This window comes from Parapedobacter koreensis, assembly GCF_900109365.1.
In the GTDB taxonomy this organism is placed as follows: Bacteria; Bacteroidota; Bacteroidia; order Sphingobacteriales; family Sphingobacteriaceae; genus Parapedobacter; species Parapedobacter koreensis.
In genome coordinates this window covers 848,054-865,945 of record NZ_FNZR01000001.1, presented here as the reverse complement: position 1 = coordinate 865,945, position 17,892 = coordinate 848,054, and the positions used below count along the sequence as shown (strand labels likewise).

Genomic DNA, 17,892 nt, shown 5'->3' with positions numbered 1-17,892 from the left:
TTGTACGTAGTGGGATCAAGCGAGTTTCTTGCCCAATATGCCAATCAATTCTTTAGTCAGATCGTCACTTGTTATCTTTTCGCTTTCCGCAGCAAAGTTCATCAATACGCGATGTCTCAAGACCGGAAAAGCCATCTGGTTGATGTCTTCAGGGATGGCCGCAAAACGTCCGTGCAGCAGCGCCCTGGCTTTGGCGGTGAGGATGAGCGCTTGCCCGGCCCGTGGCCCAGCACCCCATTGTACCCAGTCTTTCACATAAGGTAATGCATCATCACCTGGTCGGGTAGCACGGATGAGCGCACTGACGTACTTAATAAGTTGGTCGCTAATCTCAACCTCACGTACCAATTGTTGCAAATGCTGTATTTCCTTGCCACCGATGATACTTTCCACCTGTTCTTTTTTCGTCCCAGTGGTATTGCGCAATATTTGTACTTCTTCATCCGCAGCGGGATAACCGATTTTGATGTAGAGCAGGAATCGATCCAATTGGGCTTCTGGAAGCGGGTAGGTGCCCGCTTGTTCAATCGGGTTTTGCGTAGCGAGGATGAAGAATGGCTTGTCAAGTGTGTAGGTTTTGCCTGCATAGGTCACTTCAAATTCCTGCATGGCCTCCAGCAATGCCGATTGCGTTTTTGGCGGTGTGCGATTGATTTCATCAGCGAGGATGATGTTGGCAAATAAAGGGCCACGAATAAATTTAAAGTGGCGTTTGCCGCTTTCTCTATCCTCTTCAAGGATTTCAGTGCCAATGATGTCTGCTGGCATTAAGTCCGGCGTAAATTGGATACGTCTGAAAGGTAGATCGAGGGCTTGTGCCATTGTACGCACGAGCAACGTCTTGGCCAATCCGGGCACCCCTTCCAACAGGCAATGCCCTCCTGCCATCAGCGTTACAAGAATTTCTTCAATGATATCATCTTGCCCCACGATGACCTTCTGGATTTCTTTTTTCAACAGGGAGAGTCTGGAGACCAGCTCCGCTACGGTAGTTTCTGACACGTTCAAAGCAACAACATTAAGTAAAAAATACCCATATTGGGAAAACATGCTCAATATAGGGCCAATTTCGGTCAAAATAAAACAGCATCCATGTGCTTATCAAGAAAATTACAATAAAAGGGTTGAAAACGAATTGTTTTTTGGCCATATGATGCTATTTTAGATGGATGTTAAGATCAACGTTTACGTTTGTTCGATTGAAGTACCAATCGGGTGATTGGGATACCGATCAGCGGATGCCTTCCAATGTGCTGAATTCACTGCTGGAATATACGACAATACCGCTGTCCATGGAAGAGAAGGTGGTCGACTTGGCGAGTGATGAATTGTTTAATTATCCATTCTGTTATTTAAGTGGTCATAAACTGGTGCAATTCAACCAGCAGGAAGCCAGTCATTTTAAACAATACGTTGAGAATGGCGGCTTTGTGTTTGCCGATGATTGCAACCATGATATTGATGGATTGTTTGCCCGATCGTTTGAGGAGCAGATGAATACGCTTTTTGGCCCGGATGCACTGAAAAAAATTCCCAACGATCACACCCTTTACTCATCATTCTTCACTTTTGAGAAGGGGCCTCCCACAAGTTCTTTTGAGCTCAATGGCTGGGGGGATGACTTGGTACATGACTACCTTAAAGCCGTTGAGATCAATGGAAAAATCGGCGTGTTATACAGCAATAAAGACTATGGTTGTGAGTGGGATTATGATTTCCGCAATAAACGTTTTTTGGCCAAAGATAATACGCAGTTTGCGGTGAATATCGTCGTATATGCATTGGGTGCTTGATTTTTAATACGCGATGGTATCCGTTGCTAAGGCTTGCAACGCGTAGTTGCCGGTGTCGATAGTCAGTTCGGGGCGCTCCCGTACTAGCTGCTCAATGCCATGGATAGTTACTTCTGACTGATAGAGGTATACCGTTTGCAAGGCGGGAAGTTTTGCCAGGATGAGAAGGCCTTCATCCGTGACTTTCGTATTGACCAGGTTGAGGTATTGCAACGTTTTGCAAGCATGAAGGTAAGCTAACCCGGCATTCCCTATAGCGGTATTATCTAGATAGAGGTGCCGTAGCCCGGCCAGTTGCCCGATAGGCTGCAAGGCATTATCCGTGATTTGGGTATTGCTAAGCCTAAGCTGTATCACATTTTCGCCCAATCCGGCCAATAATTGAGCCTCTTCAGCGCTAAAATGAGGGTAGTTGATGGCATTCACTGCCAATTGATTTTTGCCCGCCGCCAAGGGCACTACCTTTATATTTTTCGCCCGTAGCTGCTCGACGATTTTGGGATCAGCGGGAGGGATGTCAGCAATGTCGACCTTTCCTTCCAAGGCAAGTAATATGGGTTGCATGGTTTCTGGTTGGTCTATGTCTTTTACCTGCATATCTTCGGGTGCACCAGCATTAATCCACCAAGCGATTAATTGGATTTGGTCGGTGCTGATGGGCGTTCGTCCTTTCGGTGGCATGCGATCCGCATCGCCTTCCGGCAGTATGAGCCGGTGGTATAGTTCACTCGCTTCGGCATCGCCGGGTACTAGCACCTGTCCACTTTCTCCCCCACGCATCAATGCTTCCAAAGTATGCAACGCCAAATCCCCTTCCTGCTTCCTCGTGCCGTGACAGCTTTGGCAGCGTTGGTTAAAAATAGGCTGAATAATATCGGTATATATCGCCGCTTCCTGCACATTTTCGATAACCATCTGTTCGGGCTGCCATCCGAGGAGAAGACGTGCCCGCTCGGGGAGCGCCTCCGTTAGGTAGCCTTCGCCATGCGTGAGTGTGCCGCCGTAATGCCCCGCTACGCTTAGCAAGACCACCAATAAGGTAAGCAAGGCAAAACGGAATCTGCGGAGACGGCTAAGGACATCGCTTTCACCTAATGATTTCCGGTATAACAACCAGCATAGGATACTGACAAGCGCTGCGCTAATGCCCAATCCTTGGTGCAGGGACAGTGCGCTGGAGTTATATCCTCCGCTAAGTGACAACAGGTATCCCGAAATACTGGCTAGTACCGCCGAAACTGCCCCGAACAGCAGCGTAGCAGGTACAGCTGAAGACAACGTGGCATAAGTCGTTTTTCGGCTGAGCAAGGCAAAGGCGAAAGCTAAGATCAACATACCAATGGGAAGATGCACCAACAGGGGGTGCCACCTGCCAAGGAATAGGAGCATGTCGCCGTTGTTTTCCATTAATTGCCGAAACGAGATTTCAACAAATTGAGCATGTATTTATTGATTTCCCACTGGTCGGCCAAGGGTTGCCGTGTATACGGTAAAGTAGGGAGGTAATCAGGTGGGCCAAATTCGGTGGTAATGGTGAGTGGTTTGTGCTGCTCACGATGGGCGGCTGCAATGGTATCCCACCAGGCCAAGTGACGTTGTACGATATCTTGCCATTCCGGTGCGCGGGGATCGTTCACCTGAGGCCCTTCGGGGTGGCCTACGCGTGCATGAATATGTCCAGTCCGTTGTAGGGCAAGGGCTACAGCTTCCGGCTGGTCATCAAGCATGGACTCATGTACTGTGCACCAATGCGAAATGTCCAACGTAAGCTGGAGATAGGGCAACCGTTCCAGGTATTCGCGTGTCACATGGGCGGCAAAACTGAACCGCCCACGGTGTGTCTCGTGTGTAAGTGGAATGCCTGTTACACGGCTTATTGAGTCGGCAACGGCAATGAGGGCCTCATTTTGTGCAAAGCTGAAATGATCCTTGCCGGTATGGCTATTGATGAGTACGGGTTTAAGTGCAGCAGCCTGTATTAAGCCGCTTTTGTAAGCGCCGAGATAGGTATCAAAATCAGGGCCCGAACCCGTGCATAAGAAGATATAAGACAGGTCGTATTTGGTCAATGCGGCTTTCATTTCTTTACGTGTCGTGCTATCGGCGGGTACCCAGGTTTCCACGCCATCGAATCCGGCTTCTTTGACCTGCTTGCAAAATTCGTCCCAAGGGACGCTTCTCCCCCAGTCTGTACAGAAATACGAGATACCAGCAGTATGTGGTTGAGCATGGGCTGCCGAGCATACGCAAGTGGCTATCAGAAGCAGCAAAGTAAAGCGGATACGCATATTCATAGGCTGTATAAATTAAATGAGTGCTTGGATAAGGTGCCCCTCCACGTCGGTGAGCCGGAAGGGCCGCCCCTGAAATTGGTAAGTCAGTTTTTCGTGATCAAAGCCCAGGAGATGGAGCATGGTGGCATGTACATCATGGACGGCGGTACGCCCACTTACGGCAGAAAAGCCTATTTCATCGGTCTCGCCCCATGTCATTCCCTTTTTTACGCCGCCGCCGGCCATCCAGATGGTATATGCATCAGGGTGATGATCGCGCCCCGCGAATGGCATTTCTTGATTGTCTCGGTTTTCCTGCATGGGTGTACGGCCAAACTCACCCCCCCACACAACCAGCGTTTCATCAAGAAGGCCCCGCTGTTTGAGGTCAAGCAACAAAGCGGTCATCGGGCGGTCTATTTGGCGGCATTTGTTGCGGAATCCTAAGTCGAGCGCATCATCGGCACTGGTGCCATGGCTATCCCACCCCCAGTCAAACAACTGTACGAACCGTACGCCCCGCTCCACCAGTTTTCGGGCCAATAGGCAATTGTTGGCAAAGGATTCTTTGCCCGGTTGCGTACCGTAAAGCTCATGGATATATTCCGGTTCATTGCGGAGATCCATGACGTCCGGCACGGCTATCTGCATGTTGTAGGCCATTTCGTATTGGGCGATGCGCGCGAGGATTTCAGGGTCTTTATAGGTCTGATATTCTTCCATGTTGACGGTATTAATGGCGTCGATAGCCTTTCGTTTCAGATCGCGGCTTACTCCGTCCGGATCGCTGATATAAAGTACTGGATCTCCATGCGAACGGCACTGTACGCCTTGATATACCGAGGGGAGAAAGCCGCTGCCCCAGACGCTTTTTCCCGCATCCGGAGTTTTGCCACCAGAAGTGAGCACCACGAAGCCCGGTAAATTGCTATTTTCCGTCCCTAAGCCGTAAGTGACCCAAGAACCGATGCTTGGCCGTCCCAGCCGGGCATGACCAGTGTGCATGAAAAGCTGGGCCGGCCCGTGGTTGAACTGGTCGGTGTGGACGGCTTTCAGGAAGCTCACCTCATCCACTACCTTCGAAAAATGAGGGAGCAGGTCAGAAATCCATGCACCACTTTGCCCATATTGGCGGAATGTAGCTTGCGGTCCCAACATCTTGGGTGTCCCACGGATGAAAGCAAATTTTTTGCCTTCAAGCAACGACGGTGGGCAAAGATGGTTGTGCAGCTTGTGCAATTCGGGCTTATAGTCAAAAAGCTCCAATTGGGAAGGGGCTCCCGCCATATGTAGATAAATCACGTTTTTGGCCCGGGCTGCAAAATGCGGGGATTTAGGGGCAAGTGGGTTCATCGTGTCGATAAGCAGATCTCCGCTGGAGTTGCTTCCAGCACGCGAGCCCATGCATCCGCCAAGCATCGACCCCAAGGCAATGCTTCCTACGCCGGCGACGCATTCTAGGAGGAAATGCCGTCGGGTGACGGCTTTCAACGTTGTTTCCTGTGCTTCCTTGAATAGTTTTTCCATTGTTGCAGCGGGTTAAGATTTCGTAAGGAATTCATCAAGATTTAACAGTGCGCTGGCTACAACGGCATACGCAGCCGTATTGGCATTGTCGGCTGGCGGCCGCTGTATAGCTATGGTACCAAGTAGTTTAGTCGCCTCCTGTGGATGCTTTCGGTAATGTGCCGAAGTTTCCCGGAATAATTTTTCGAACACGCGGTATTTATCTTCGGGCAATGGCCGCTGCATCACGTGTAGATAAGCCGATTGGATGGCTTCTTTGATCTTCCCCTTTCCGGCGGTTTCCATTTGCTTCGCAAGGTGCAGCGCTGCTTCTTGGTACACGGGGTCATTAAGTGTAGTGAGCGCTTGTAGGGGCGTGTTTGTACGGATGCGATCCACCAGGCAAACCTCGCGACTGGAGGCATCAAACGTAATGAACGAAGGGTAAGGACTTGTCCGTTTGATAAAGGTGTATATGCCCCGGCGGTATTGATCTTCACCTTCGCTCTTTTTCCAGCTTTCACCACTGTACACGCTCATCCATACGCCCTCGGGCTGATACGGCATTACACTTGGGCCATACATCTTGGTGCTTAAAAGACCGCTTACGGCTAGTGCCTGATCACGTATTTGCTCGGCAGAGAGTCTGAATCGTGGCCCACGGGCGTAATACTTGTTGCCTGGATCCTTTTCTGCTAGTTCGGGGGGCAATACTGAAGATTGGCGATAGGTTGCAGAAACGACCAATTCCCTCAACAGGCGTTTCACGCTCCAATCCATGTCATGCATAAACTGCAGGGCTAGCCAATCCAGCAGTTCGGGGTGGGTTGGTGGATCACTTTGCGATCCCATGTCGACCAAAGGCTCGACGATGCCGTGGCCAAATAGCTGTGCCCATAGCCTGTTGACCAACGTACGGGCCGTCAGCGGGTTTTCTTCACTCACCAGCCATTGCGCAAACCCAAGGCGGTTACGAGGTGCCTCCTTGGGAAAATCGTGCAGAAATTGCGGCACTTCGGGTTCCACAGCTTTCCCCTGTACCAGCCAGTTTCCCCGTTCAAAGACGTGAGTTTCCCGTCGCATATCTTGCGGGTTTTCAATCATTATAGGGACGGACGGAGTGCGGGTATTCACCAATTCAAGAAAAGTTTGCTGCATCTGCTGATGCTGTGGTTCGTTGTTACCAGGTAATGCTTCCCGAAAAGCCATCCATTCGACCAAACATACTTCATAGTCCGTAGGTATCGACGGGTTTTTGAATTGTAAATAAATATCGCGCTGTCCGCCAAGCACCGCGAGGGGGATGGCAATGGTTTGCATGCCTTGGGTCACCGGCAGAGCGGATTTTGCTAAGAGGGCCCCATTAGGACTGTCTGCGCGTATTTCCAACTGGCCACCGGAAGATCCCGTGCTATAGTTGATATAAAACAGATCCTTGGAATCCAGCATGATGGCTGGCAGCCTGGCGCTGCCGCCATGTCTGATGCCCAGCCATTTGGTGTCTACCAATGCCCCATTGACCAACTGGTCACAAGCATGTGCATGGATTTTCGGCTCAAGCGTGTGCAGAAAGAGGTCAGAAGAAACAACGGCTTCATGGGTGTTATACTTCGCTATCCACTGCTTGATGAGCACGACCTTTGCACTGTCTTCTTCGTTATAAAAGCGGAGTGTGGGATAGTCCCCTGGTGTATCTTCATCCCTTGTATTGTTGAAAAAGGCCATGGATTTGTAGTATTCCTCAAACTTGATGGGATCATAGGTATGGCTATGGCATTGTGCACATTCAAAGGTCGTGGCCAGCCAAGTTTGGTAAGTTGTATTTACGCGGTCAATTACAGCGGCTACGCGAAACTCTTCATCTTCGGTGCCCCCCTCGTCATTGACCATGGTATTGCGATGGAACGCCGTTGCAATCAATTGATCTTTTGAAGGGTTGGGTAATAAATCACCGGCGAGCTGTTCGATGGTGAACGTGTTGAAAGGCATGTCACGGTTAAAAGCTTGGATAACCCAATCGCGATATGCCCATATTTGCCTGGAATTGTCTTTCTCATAGCCTTTGGTATCCGCGTACCGTGCGATATCCAGCCACCATGAAGCCCAGCGTTCGCCAAAGCGTGGTGAGGCCAGCAAGCTATCTACCCGGCGTTCATAGGCATCTTCCCGGATGTCGTTGGCGAAGGCTGCTACCTGTTCGGGTGACGGGGGTAGCCCGATGAGATCTAGCGATAATCTGCGGAGCAATGTGGCACGATCAGCCTCGGCTGCGAAATCCAACTTGAGTTTTTTATGTTTTTCCTGAATAAAATAGTCAATATCGCTATGCAGGGGCTTATTGCCCAAAAAGCTCAATAAGGATGCCATGGTAAGGCGGCCGCGCGGCACTTTTACTACTTTGGGAAGGGAATAGGCCCAATGTTCACCCCATTTGGCACCCTGTTCCACCCATCGGGTGAGTAGTTCGATTTCTTTTTTATCCAATGGCGGTGCATTGTAAGGCATGCGTTCCTCCGGGTCGTTCGCAGTAAGTCGGCGGATAAATTCACTATGTCGGGAATCCCCGGGAATAATGGCAGGTTTGCCGGACTCCGTCTTAGCAAAAGCTTCTTCTTCAAACAGGAGGCTAAAACCACCGTTTTTCTTTACGCCGCCGTGGCAGGTGATGCAATGCTTATTGAGAATCGGTTTTATCTCCGCGCTGAAGTCAACAGGTTCTTCTTTCCATTGCAGTAATGCCAGCATCATAACGGCTAATGCAATACAGACACCAATAGCCGCTTTTCCACGTTTCGCTTTCATGACCATGTTGAGCCTATTTGGGTAAAAGTCTGTTGTTTATTGGTTAAACATCCATCCCTTAAACCAGGATGACGGAAAAACAGATTCCAAGATACATACTTTTGTTGGACTTGCAAGCAAAAAGTTTATGCAATCGATTCCGTAAAAAATACCATTAGATAGTGACATATTACCCGTACATTTCATTATGGCGGGGTACCTTTGTGTCATGATGAATAATACAATTAAGACAATGGATACGACGACATCATTTAGCGCAGCGGTGCATGCTAAATGCCCACGTTGCCGCCAAGGGAATATCTTTATAGGCAAGGCCTATGGGTTGAAGATACAAAAGATGAACGAAACTTGTCCGCATTGTGGTCTACGTTTCGAACGCGAACCCGGTTATTTCTATGTAGCCATGTTTGTGAGTTATGCAATGGTTGTGGCTGAGTTGGTAACGGCTTGCGTGGGTACTTATCTGCTTACGGGATACATGGACGGCCCCTGGCTTTACCTGGTAGTGGCTTTTGCCACAGCGCTGGTGTTTGCACCGTTTAATTACCGGTATTCCCGGGTTATTTTGTTGCACTGGCTTACGCCCGGGCTGCACTACCAGCCGGAAAACAAAAATTAAACCTCCTAAATCCGCAGAAAAATGTTATACTTACAGCCCATGGCACAACAGGGCTATCCGGTATATGATATTGCGGGTTTGGGCACCTATCAGCCCGATATTTTGGTGCAGCCTTTTGCTCCGTATATCCATCGGCATCATAAGCTTCATATGCCCCATCGGCACAGCTTCTACCATATGGTGTACTTTATATCGGGTGGCGGATATCATACTATTGATTTCCAACGGTTTGAAGTCCGTCCGTTCCAATTGTATGCGATGATACCCGGACAAGTGCACCACTGGGATTTTCAGGGAAGTGTAGATGGGTATGTGCTTAATTTTTCAGCGTCGTTTTTCCAGTCATTCCTATTACGGCCCGATTACCTGGAAGAATTTGCTTTTTTCCGGGGCCAAGTGCAGCAAGCGGTACTGGATGTCCCACCATCAATGCGTGCAAAGGTGGCAAGTCTGTTTGGCGAAATGGTGTCATTGGTGTCGTCGTTGAATGCGCTCCATCTCGATCAACTACGCGTGCGTGCCTTGACCCTATTCCTGGAATTGGCAACACTGCAGGAGCGTTCCAGGCTAGCACCGCTTTCCTACAATGCGACCTTGCTCCGAAATTTCCAGAAACTCGTTGATCAGCATTTTGCTGAACTGCGCTTGCCCAAGGATTATGCAGCCCTGTTGTACATCACGCCCAATCACCTTAATGCCATTTGTTCGGACCTATTGGGGCAGTCAGCGGGAGAAGTGATTCGGGATCGTATCGTGTTAGAAGCCAAGCGCTTGTTAGTCAATCCCGAATTTTCGGTAGCAGCCATAGCCGATGCACTCAATTTCAAAGACAACTCCTATTTCAGCAAGTTTTTTAAGAAATACACGGGGAATACCCCTGAAGCATTCCGCAAAACAATAACGGTCGCGTTTGGTTAACTCATTTATTTAGTTGATCATCGTCACTTTTATCCAACCAAAACACCGCTATCTTTGTTATATCAAAAGCAAACAAAAAGTAATTCGATTATGGGAATGTTAATGGATAAGGTAGCTATTGTCACTGGTGCGGCCTCCGGGATTGGCCGGGCGGTAGCACAGGCATATGCGCGCGAAGGGGCGAAAGTGATTGTCTCGGACATCAGCGTGGGCGGTGGCGAAGAAACGGTGAAACTGATTAAAGATGCCGGGGGAGATGCTTTTTTTATTGCTGCTGATACATCCAAAGCCGATGACAATGAACGTTTGGTTAAGCAAACTGTTGAACAGTATGGTGCATTGCATATTGCTTGCAACAATGCCGGCATTGGAGGCCCCTCGGCTCCCACGGGAGAGTACCCCGTTGAAGGGTGGGACAAAGTCATTGCCATCAACCTTTCGGGAGTATTCTATGGCTGCCGCTATCAAATACCTGCCTTGCTGCAGGCTGGGGGTGGGGTCATTGTCAATATGGCTTCCATTTTAGGGCAGGTGGGTTTTGCCAATTCTTCCGCCTACGTGGCTGCCAAGCATGGTGTGGTAGGGCTTACTAAAAACATTGCGCTGGAGTATGCGGCTGGTGGTATCCGTGCCAACGCAGTAGGCCCGGCATTTATTAATACGCCGCTATTGAAAGACATGGATAGTGATACCATCAATTGGCTAGTCTCCAAGCATCCGGTAGGCCGGTTGGGAGAAGCTAATGAGGTAGCCGAACTCGTACTGTGGCTAAGTACAGATAAGGCTTCTTTTGTGAATGGCTCATATTATGCCGTGGATGGCGGCTATTTGACCCAATAAGTTTAACTACGTTAACCTTTATTTTTATATACCCCGGTGCCCAAGAATGCAATCGAAAGGGATTGCATTTGGGCACCTTATTTTCGTTAATCCCTGTCTTTGGAGCCGAAGATACTATTCAGGAGTAATTCAATCAAAGCCACGATGATGGCGAATACCGCCGCCCACCAGAAATTTGCAACGTCGAATTTGCTGCCCATGAAGTAGCTGGTAAGCTGTACCATGAGTACGGTAATGATAAATGAAATAAGCCCCAGTGTGAGCAGGTTGAGTGGAAACGTAAAAAACCGGAGCACAGTGCCGATGGTGGCATTTACGAATCCAATAATAAGTCCGGCTAAAATAGCCCAGCCAAACCCCGCGATGCTTACCGCAGAGTCGGGGAGGATTAAGGCTGCCAAAAAGATAGCCAATCCTGTCAATAATACGTCAATGATGAACCGCATGATGCTGTTTGTTTTGATTTTCTTTCGTCTGTAAAGTTAGTTTATCTAAGTTTGCCAATATAATCCATAAAAGGCAATACTTACGAAATTGTTTAGCTGATAGACAAAAATGATTTCAGAACCTACATATTTGGCTGCCAAGATGGTATCACATCGGATAGCCGCACACTTTTCAAAGCAGGTCAATGCTCCTGAGGCCGAGCATGTGCATGTACCGGATACACCGGTTATTGAAAGTCTTATCGATACTGCTTTTTGGGCGAGCCTACGTAGGGAGGAGGGGTATGAGCCCAAGATATCGCTAGCCTTTGTGCCACCAGATATGGCCGGCAACAGCTTGATTTTTAGCTACCAGCAGCGTTTTACCCCGTACAACCTGGTCAAGCTATCGCCTGCCGTTGTGCAACCGGGCATACACCTTGGAGTATGGTTGGAAGGTGACAATTTCCACATCTGGGGTACAGCTCATGACGTACCCCCACATTGTATGGTCGTAGAAGTGGTAGAGGCGGGTCTGTTGGTGGTGAAACAGAAGCATCACGACGGCACGGGGAAATTCATCAACGTAGCGGTGCTGAAAGGCAATCAGATCAAGGTTATCGATGATAACCATTGGGGTTTGATGGATTGTCCGGGTATGCTTTCTGCTTTATTGGGGCTATCCAATTCATCATCGGCTGATCGGTCAGAGAATATACTGATACAATTGGCTTTGGCAATGCGCAGCCACGGGCGCGGCGCGCTGCTATTGGTAGTGCCCCCCAATAGTTCAGCATGGCTGCACTCTATCGTCAAGCCAATTAATTATTTAGTCGAACCCCATATGATGCTGCCTCCTGATGACGGTGGCATGTTATCCGGCTATAGCTACCTAGATACCTTGCGCAAAATGATCCGTGCTGTAGGAGGATATTCTGCCATTGACGGCGCTACTGTGGTCACCCAAGATCACTGCTTGCTTGCATTCGGTGCGAAAGTAGCCCGCTCTCCCCACTCACTGCCTGTGACCCAATTGATGATTACCGAACCGGTTGAAGAGAGTGTTGTCCAGCTACTTGACGCTACCAATATCGGTGGAACTCGTCACCTCGCTGCCGCGCAATTCGTGCATGACCAGCATGACGCACTGGCCATGGTGGCCTCACAAGATGGTACGTTCACGGTATTTGTATGGTCTGAAAAACAACAAATGGTGCATGGCCATCGCATAGACACCCTGTTAATGTAATGCAGGTAATAATTCTGTGGAACAACCGTTAATTAAAACAAAGCATTTGCCATTGCAAGTTGATTGCAATACCTTAGCGCACTATCGCTACTGAATACAAAATTGTCTAATGAAAACTACCGTAAAGCTGTTAATAACTAATATTACTATTCTTACGTTACTTATTGTTATCCTCGGCGCTTGTACGTCTACGGAGAAAAGAAAAATTAAAGCAGCGCGAAAGCAACACGATAGGGACAGCTTAATGCTGGTATATGATGCAGCGAAAGCTGATTTGAATATAGACGAATTTATGCAGCGATTGCATAGCCGCTCTGGTTTTAACGGTAATGTGTTGATTGCTAAAAAAGGAAAGATTCTTTATCAAAACACATTTGGCTGGGCTGATTATTTGATGAAGGACAGTTTGAAAATTACCTCCCAATTTGAATTGGCGTCCGTGTCCAAGCCATTAACAGCAACGGGCATACTTAAACTTTGGGAAGAAGGCAAAATAAAACTGGAGCAGACTGTCGATGAATTTTTCCCGGATTTCCCGTATTCAGATGTAACCATCAAACAACTACTTACGCATCGATCGGGGCTCAATAATTACCTTTATTTCACGGACCAGGCAGAGATATGGCCAGATAAACATAAAGGCATGTCCAATATGGATGTGATGAATTTGTTCGCAAGGTATAAGCCGGATAAATATGGCAAACCAGATGGACGGTTTTTTTATAACAATACCAATTACATGATCTTGGCAGCGATCATTGAAAAGGTAACGGGCGAGGATTTTGCCATATATATGCAGGAAAATGTATTTGCTCCTGCCGGAATGAAAAACACGGCTGTATACTCCAAAGCGGTATATGAGAAGATACCCACAGGCGTGGTGGGGCATGATCGGGTGTGGCGACGGTCGGTAGTGCAGAATTTTCAGGACGGTCCTGTGGGTGATAAAGGCACCTACAGTACGGTGCAGGATTTATTTCTATTCGATCGTGCGCTGCGCGATGGCCGTTTACTGAAGCCTGAAACGTTGGATTCGGCCTACGCTGGATATAGTACACCTACAAAAGAACTCTTTAACTACGGCTACGGGTGGCGTACATTTGATCCTGGTGATCATAAAGTCGTATACCATACCGGATGGTGGCATGGTTTCCGCAATCTATATATCCGTGACTTGGAAGATGACATCACGATTGTATTGCTTACTAATCTTGCTAATGGCAGTTTACTTCACCTGGATGAGTTATACCAAATTCTTGGAATGCCTGTGATCCGTCAAGCGGCCTACTCCGCCCAAGGAGAATTTATGGCGCAATAAAACGGTCTTTTATCAGTGGCTTGATTCTTGATAATATGCATTAAGATTAATAAATAGGGACTATGAGACGTTCTATTTGGACACGGCTTGGCATATTGTTGATAATGGCGCCACTTTGGCATGCATGTAAGGAAGACAGTCCCCGGCCGGATGACAACAATGAGGTCAGGGGGGAGATGATTGACGATCTGCCGTATGGAGAAGAGAGGCTCCAGCAAATGGACGTGTATCTGCCCGAAGGCCGCTCTACGGCCAATACGGGGGTGATCATTTTGATTCACGGGGGGAGTTTTGTGGAAGGTGATAAGGGGCAGTTAGACGGTATGGCCACGAAATTGCTGGCCAATGGTTTTGCCGTGGTTAATATCAATTATCGTTTAGTAAATAGTGATGGACTATATAATACCCCTCCTTTACACCGTGCAAGTGATATTATAATTGATGATCAGTTGGAGGATGTGTCTGCTGCTATTGAGTTTGCATGGGATGAACGTAATGGTTGGGGAGTAGGCTCGGATAAGTGGTATATAGCTGGGCATAGCGCAGGAGCTACGTTGGCTATGCTGTATGCCTATGGCGACCGCAATGGCGATGCGCGTATAAAGGCGGTGGCTAATTGGGCGGGTCTCACGACTATCGCGTTTTCGGAAGAATCTGAAGTACAGGAACTGGATCCCGAAGCTAAAGAGCTCTTCTATCGAGTGGTAGGCGTTGAAGCCACCAACCAAAACAGGCAGGCTTATAGGGCGGCAAGCCCTTATTGGGTGGCCAGCAATAGCGGCGGTGTGCCTACCATCAGCGTGCGACCAGAAAACAATAGCCTCGATTTTTTGCCGGATTATAGCGAGGCACAGTATGAAAGCCTTACCGACTTGCTCAATAGTCGCGGGTCGGTGAGTACACATGTGATGATTCAAGGTGCCGATCACGCTTTCAACCCACCGAGTAAGCAGGATGAAGTGGTTGAAAAAACAGTGGCTTTTTTTAGGGCTCAATAATCGTGATAGTCTTGCAAGTTATGGAGAAAAAGAAGACGCTTATCCTTGGGGCAACAAACAATCCGGCGCGCTACGCTTACCTTGCTGCACATCGACTGGTGGCGGCTGGGCATGAAATCGTGAATATTGGCATTAAACAAGGAGAAGCAGCGGGAGTGTCTATACAACCTTATGGGGATGCACTGGTCGATATTCATACTATCACGCTTTACATAGGCCCGCAACGGCAGCCTCAGTATTACGATTATATCCTTAAAACGAATCCTAAGCGGATCATTTTCAATCCAGGAACCGAAAATTCTGAATTGGAGGCATTAGCCAAGGAACATGGGATAGCTACCATCCAAGCTTGTACATTGGTCTTGTTAAGTACCGGTCAGTACTGAGGATGGCATAAGCCTCGATTTTCATCAGTCCCTCACCCGTGCCCCATCCGCGTCTCTGCCGTGTCCTATTCGGTATATTCAGTAAAAGTACCTTGCATTTTACACAAATTTAATGTTGTTTTGAATTTGTGGTAGACAAACGATGACACCGAAGAAACCGAAATCAGAAAATAGCATTGTGGATGTTGCTAAAGCGTTGGGGATATCTCCGGCGACCGTATCCAGAGCACTTAACAACAATTCACGCATTAGTGAAGCTACACGTACGCGGGTGAAAGAGAAAGCGGCGGAGATGGGCTATCGCCATAATAGCATGGCTTCTTCCTTGCGAAATCGCCGCTCAAACACTATTGGGTTGATAGTGCCGCGCATATCCATGTACTTTCATGCTTTTTTCATTACCTCGCTGCAACGCCAATTGCAGACTGCAGGATATAACTTAATGATTTGTCAATCTAACGATTCCGTAGATGTGGAGAAAGAACTGGCCAACACCTTGTATTCTGCAAGAGTAGATGCATTGGTGGTATCACTCGCCCTTTATACAGAACATATCGGTCATTTCGATGGCTTTTTACGGCAAGGTATACCATTGGTCTTTTACGACCGGGTGCCTACGCTTCGGACGCAGGCTTACGTCATCAAAGGTGATGACTACAGAGGCGGGTTGCTGGCTGGCAATCATTTGATACAGGCGGGTTGCAAACGCGTCGCATATATCAGCGGCCCGTTATCCTGTAGTATTTACCAGGAGCGCACGCGTGGCTTTATCGATTCATTGACGAAATACGGGGTGCCATTTCGTGAAGAATGGACATACTACCATGAATTAACTGTCGAAAATGCATGGAGCAGCTTACGTCGATTATTTGCAGGCGATGTGATACCTGATGGTCTATTTGCTGCGAACGATACGACAGCCATTGCTGCCGTAGCGTTTGCAAGGGAGCGTGGTATCCGTATCCCGGAGGATTTGAAAATTATCGGTTATTCCAATGATCCAAGAACGGCCATTATTACGCCGGCTATTACTTCGATTGAACAGTACCCCAATGAAATGGCAGATAAAGTAGCAGAAACACTTATCAATGCTCTCCAGCATCGTGGCCCAAGTTCGTCAATTGTTGTCGGCGAACCATTGGTATGTCCCGTGGATTTAGTGCGGAGGATGACGACGTGATGGCACTGAGTTTTGTAGGATTTACTCTTTTTGTAGGGGTCTATGCCTGGATGCGCATGCGTAAAGATAACCTGAATACACAAGATGGTTATTTTTTGGGTGGACGGAGCCTGACGGGTGGTGTGATTGCTGCGTCTATGATCATGACGAATATCTCTACCGAACACTTGGTGGGCATGAACGGATCTGCTTATAAAAATGGATTTGTCATCATTGCCTGGGAGGTTACTTCTGCCTTGGCGCTTATTGTCGCGGCTATCTATTTTGTGCCGAGGTATTTGAAAATGGGGTTGACTACGATACCGGAATACCTCGAAAGGCGATTCGATAAAGGTACCCGTTCATTGATTGCAATGTTTTTGTTGGTTTCGTTTGCAGTGACTCTACTACCTATTGTGCTCTATACCGGAGCCATAAATTTGGAGAGTATTTTCAATATTTCGACCGTGCTGGGCGTAGATCGGGAAACCGGGCTTTGGATTACCGTGATGGTTGTGGGCTGTATCGGTGCGGCATATGCCATCCTCGGCGGGTTAAAAGCCGTTGCTGTATCGGATGTAATTTACGGATATGGCTTGTTGTTCGGTGGCTTGTTGATACCGGTACTTGCACTCATTTATATCGGGGCTGGAAACCCATTCCACGGACTAGCCGAGGTTTTTGAGCACAGCCCAGAGAAGTTCAATGTCATCGGCAAAGAGGATTCCGTAATGCCCTTTAGCACACTTTTCACGGGATTGATTATCAACCAGCTTTATTTCTGGTGTATGAACCAGACTATTGTACAACGGGCGTTGGGTGCAAAGAATCTGAAAGAAGCACAAAAAGGGTTGCTTTATACAGGAATGTTGAAAATATTGGTTCCCTTCATTATCGTATTGCCTGGTGTCATCGGGTATTATTATTTTCAGGAGACCTACTATGACAATCAAGACATGGTATACCCCGAATTGGTCAAGCGTGTCCTGCCGCCGCCATTGTGGGGGCTTTTTGCTGCGGTGATTGTGGGGGCTGTATTAAGTACGTTTAATGCGGTACTTAATAGCGCTTCTACCATTTTCAGTATCGATATTTATAAACGGTTGATCAAAAAAGATGCGCCAGAGCAGACCCTGGTAAGCATGGGGCGCGTCGTGGCAACCCTGCTCGCCATTAGCGCTATCATAGCAGCACCTTTCGTGGCAAATGCACCGGAGGGACTTTATCAACTCTTACAGGAATTGAATGGTATCTTTTTCATACCGATAGCATCCATTATGATTGGTGGTTTCTTTTTCAAAAGTATATCGGCCCAAGGTGCTAAAGTAGCTTTGTTTACTGGTCTGGCATTTTATGTGTGCTGCACCTTTATTTTTGAAATCGACCTTCACTTCGTGCACATCTGGGGGATAGAGTTTCTGTTGAATATGGCGGTGATGATGATTGTATCGCGCTTTTATCCAGCAAAAACAACAGTGGACGAATCCATAAATAGGGATGCGGTGCCCATGGAAGGTTGGCGATATACTCGGCCTTTTGCAGCGGTACTTGTTGCCATCACGCTGATAATCTATCTCTTACTGGGAAATGTCTAATCAGCATCCCG

The 17,892-nt window shown here is 48.1% G+C and carries 16 protein-coding genes; 10 read left to right on the top strand and 6 right to left on the bottom strand.

Annotated features, from left to right (window positions below):
• Positions 1–15 precede the first annotated feature (15 nt).
• Positions 16–1,002 carry an AAA family ATPase gene (locus BMW65_RS03650; RefSeq protein WP_317040398.1) on the bottom strand — a complete coding sequence of 329 codons (987 nt, stop codon included), beginning with the start codon at positions 1,000–1,002 and terminating at the stop codon, positions 16–18.
• Between the two features lie 167 nt (positions 1,003–1,169).
• On the opposite strand from BMW65_RS03650, the gene BMW65_RS03645 reads away from it, so the two are divergent.
• Positions 1,170–1,793 (top strand): DUF4159 domain-containing protein, encoded by a 624-nt coding sequence (locus BMW65_RS03645; RefSeq protein ID WP_090602804.1) that lies wholly within the window; start codon positions 1,170–1,172, stop codon positions 1,791–1,793.
• Positions 1,794–1,796: 3 nt separating this feature from the next.
• Here BMW65_RS03645 and BMW65_RS03640 read toward each other — a convergent pair whose 3' ends face one another.
• From BMW65_RS03640 to BMW65_RS03625, 4 genes are read right to left on the bottom strand one after another with little or no spacing between them, the layout of a single operon-like run.
• Positions 1,797–3,182: a c-type cytochrome domain-containing protein gene (locus BMW65_RS03640; RefSeq protein ID WP_245747480.1), complete on the bottom strand. Its 1,386-nt coding sequence runs from the start codon at positions 3,180–3,182 to the stop codon at positions 1,797–1,799.
• Between the two features lie 17 nt (positions 3,183–3,199).
• Entirely contained in the window at positions 3,200–4,087 is an 888-nt protein-coding gene (locus BMW65_RS03635; RefSeq protein WP_218145331.1) for a sugar phosphate isomerase/epimerase family protein, read from the bottom strand.
• A 12-nt stretch (positions 4,088–4,099) separates the two neighbouring features.
• Positions 4,100–5,593 carry a DUF1501 domain-containing protein gene (locus BMW65_RS03630; RefSeq protein ID WP_090602801.1) on the bottom strand — a complete coding sequence of 498 codons (1,494 nt, stop codon included), beginning with the start codon at positions 5,591–5,593 and terminating at the stop codon, positions 4,100–4,102.
• A gap of 12 nt (positions 5,594–5,605) precedes the next feature.
• Positions 5,606–8,374: a DUF1553 domain-containing protein gene (locus tag BMW65_RS03625; RefSeq protein WP_090603002.1), complete on the bottom strand. Its 2,769-nt coding sequence runs from the start codon at positions 8,372–8,374 to the stop codon at positions 5,606–5,608.
• 232 nt (positions 8,375–8,606) lie between these two features.
• Between BMW65_RS03625 and BMW65_RS03620 the strand changes: the two genes are divergently transcribed.
• The 3 genes from BMW65_RS03620 (at position 8,607) to BMW65_RS03610 (ending at position 10,751) form a co-directional block, all read left to right on the top strand.
• On the top strand, positions 8,607–8,993 hold the full coding sequence (locus BMW65_RS03620; protein ID WP_090602799.1) for a DUF983 domain-containing protein: 387 nt from the start codon (positions 8,607–8,609) through the stop codon (positions 8,991–8,993).
• 21 nt (positions 8,994–9,014) lie between these two features.
• Entirely contained in the window at positions 9,015–9,911 is an 897-nt protein-coding gene (locus tag BMW65_RS03615) for a helix-turn-helix domain-containing protein (RefSeq protein ID WP_245747479.1), read from the top strand.
• Between the two features lie 90 nt (positions 9,912–10,001).
• Positions 10,002–10,751, top strand: a complete 750-nt coding sequence (locus BMW65_RS03610; protein ID WP_218145330.1) for an SDR family NAD(P)-dependent oxidoreductase — start codon at positions 10,002–10,004, stop codon at positions 10,749–10,751.
• Between the two features lie 86 nt (positions 10,752–10,837).
• Here the strand turns inward: BMW65_RS03610 and BMW65_RS03605 are convergent, their stop codons facing one another.
• Complete coding sequence (locus tag BMW65_RS03605; protein ID WP_090602795.1) at positions 10,838–11,197, bottom strand: phage holin family protein; 360 nt, start codon at positions 11,195–11,197, stop codon at positions 10,838–10,840.
• A gap of 109 nt (positions 11,198–11,306) precedes the next feature.
• Between BMW65_RS03605 and BMW65_RS03600 the strand changes: the two genes are divergently transcribed.
• The 6 genes from BMW65_RS03600 to BMW65_RS03575 all read left to right on the top strand — a co-directional run bounded on the left by BMW65_RS03600 (position 11,307) and on the right by BMW65_RS03575 (position 17,881).
• Positions 11,307–12,425 (top strand): putative sensor domain DACNV-containing protein, encoded by a 1,119-nt coding sequence (locus BMW65_RS03600; protein ID WP_090602793.1) that lies wholly within the window; start codon positions 11,307–11,309, stop codon positions 12,423–12,425.
• Positions 12,426–12,534: 109 nt separating this feature from the next.
• Positions 12,535–13,743, top strand: coding sequence for a serine hydrolase domain-containing protein (locus BMW65_RS03595; protein ID WP_090602792.1), 1,209 nt, complete (start codon positions 12,535–12,537; stop codon positions 13,741–13,743).
• 62 nt (positions 13,744–13,805) lie between these two features.
• Positions 13,806–14,741: an alpha/beta hydrolase gene (locus BMW65_RS03590; RefSeq protein WP_090602790.1), complete on the top strand. Its 936-nt coding sequence runs from the start codon at positions 13,806–13,808 to the stop codon at positions 14,739–14,741.
• A gap of 20 nt (positions 14,742–14,761) precedes the next feature.
• Positions 14,762–15,127, top strand: a complete 366-nt coding sequence (locus BMW65_RS03585) for a CoA-binding protein (protein WP_090602788.1) — start codon at positions 14,762–14,764, stop codon at positions 15,125–15,127.
• A gap of 142 nt (positions 15,128–15,269) precedes the next feature.
• A complete protein-coding gene (locus BMW65_RS03580) occupies positions 15,270–16,307 on the top strand; it encodes a LacI family DNA-binding transcriptional regulator (RefSeq protein ID WP_090602786.1) in 1,038 nt (345 codons plus the stop codon).
• Positions 16,271–17,881 carry a solute:sodium symporter family transporter gene (locus tag BMW65_RS03575; RefSeq protein ID WP_090602784.1) on the top strand — a complete coding sequence of 537 codons (1,611 nt, stop codon included), beginning with the start codon at positions 16,271–16,273 and terminating at the stop codon, positions 17,879–17,881. Before BMW65_RS03580 ends, BMW65_RS03575 begins: the two co-directional genes overlap by 37 nt.
• The last annotated feature ends 11 nt before the right edge of the window (positions 17,882–17,892 follow it).